Genomic DNA, 1,922 nt, shown 5'->3' on the forward strand with positions numbered 1-1,922 from the left:
GTGCGCCTGGCGGCGCACGTTTCTAACCGGTGTAAGTCCGCAATCCGCCCGGTAGTGGGAAGGATATAGCCGAAGGCAAGGGTGTCCATCGTGAGGTGGAATCTGAAGGAAGCTGGATGTTGGGAACATACTAACCAACGGGCAAATCTCTGGTCTGACGAACAGAAATCACATCAGGCTATGCATGAGGGTAAGGCTGCTGCACAAGCTAAAGCCCAATAACTACACGGAATCATGTATGGTATATGTGGCAGATGGATGGAGAGAAAGAAACGTGTGGTACCCAGGGAGGTCTGTGTGATACGCTCTGAAAGGAGTAACCACTGTACAAAGAAATGAGGCAGTGCTGAACATGCAGAAGTCAGCAGAGGTCATATTAGCCGAGCACCCGCAGGGCACTTAGGCGAAGGACCGAATCAATAGGAATCTTTAGTACAACCGGGAAAGGAGGAAAGAGAAATGGGCGCAGAAAACAAGGAAAGCTGCTCACAGAGAGATAGCACGGAATGCAAAGGGTATGTGAGAGCGCGTCGCTCTTTCCGTCAGATATGGAAGGAAAGAGATAGTGCGCAGCCGGAGCTTTTGGAGAAGATACTGTATAAGGATAACCTTAACAGAGCTTTTAAGAGAGTGAAGGCAAATAAGGGAGCGCCGGGAATCGACGGAATTACAGTAGAGGAAATAGGCAAATATCTACAAGAAAATCAAAAAGAGATTGTTGAAAGAATCTACAGAGGGAAATATACCCCCGACCCGGTAAGAAGAGTAGAAATCCCAAAGGCGGATGGTGGAATACGAAAGCTTGGTATTCCGACCGTTAAAGACCGTATATTCCAACAGGCAATTACACAACAGCTAATGCCTATCTATGAACCACTGTTCTCGGACAATAACTATGGCTATCGTCCGGGAAGGAGTGCAAAAGAAGCCATTCTGAAAATAAAGGAATACGCAGAGCAAGGATACGTTTATGCAGTATCTTTGGACTTATCGAAGTACTTTGATACTTTGAACCACGAGATGCTCCTAAATATCTTGAGAAGAAATATAAAAGATGAGCGAGTGATTCAGTGGATTAAAAGATACCTAAAGAGTGGCGTCATGGAAAATGGCGTTGTCGTGAAAACAGAAGAAGGTTCACCGCAAGGGGGAAATTTATCTCCCCTTTTAGCGAACATCTATCTAAATGAGTTTGACCAAGAGTATCAAAATCGAGGCGTATTTTTCGTACGTTATGCTGATGATATCGTACTGTTGGCGAAGAGCAGAAGAGCCGCAACGAGACTCTTGGAATCATGCACGAAGTATCTGGAAGGAAAATTAAAGTTGAAAGTAAACCAGAAGAAAAGTCGTGTAGTAAGCGTGTTTGCAATCCGAAATTTTAAGTTCCTTGGCTTCACATTGGGAAAGAACGGAAAGGGCGTATATGTCCGGGTTCATGGGGAGTCATGGAAGAAAATGAAGTCGAAACTGAAAGAACTTAGTTCCCGAAGGTCTGTTCAGAGCATACGTCCTGCTCTTGAGAGAATAAAGGTGTATATGCGAGGATGGCTTAATTATTACGGGATTGCTGACATGAAAAATAAGATAGATGCCCTTAATTCATGGCTCTACCATAGGATTCGTATGTGTATATGGAAACAATGGAAATTGCCTAGAACGAAGAAAAGGAATCTAATAAAACTTGGAATACCGGAGTACTTCGCACATATGGCGGCAAATAGCCGCAAGAAACACTGGTATGTGTCAGGAATGGGAGCGGTCAACAGAGCCTTGACAAAAGAAAGACTGATAAACAGTGGCTTCTATGATTTAGCCACAGCCTATCAGTCTGTGCACGTCAACTATTGAAAGCGCCGTATACCGAACGGTACGTACGGTGCTGTGAGAGGACGGCGGTTAGTCACCGCCTCCTACTCGAT

At 44.8% G+C, this 1,922-nt stretch carries 1 protein-coding gene; it reads left to right on the forward strand.

Annotation, left to right across the window (positions count from 1 at the left end):
- Positions 1-459 precede the first annotated feature (459 nt).
- Complete coding sequence (gene ltrA, locus NHH16_RS15300; RefSeq protein ID WP_163358317.1) at positions 460-1,851, forward strand: group II intron reverse transcriptase/maturase; 1,392 nt, start codon at positions 460-462, stop codon at positions 1,849-1,851.
- Positions 1,852-1,922: the final 71 nt, after the last annotated feature.

Source organism: Ohessyouella blattaphilus (assembly GCF_024721265.1).
GTDB lineage: Bacteria > Bacillota > Clostridia > Lachnospirales > Lachnospiraceae > Aequitasia > Aequitasia blattaphilus_A.

Excerpts from the sequence above, each read along its gene's own strand:
- ltrA (WP_163358317.1), top strand. The coding sequence starts at position 460 with ATGGGCGCAGAAAACAAGGAAAGCTGCTCACAGAGAGATAGCACGGAA.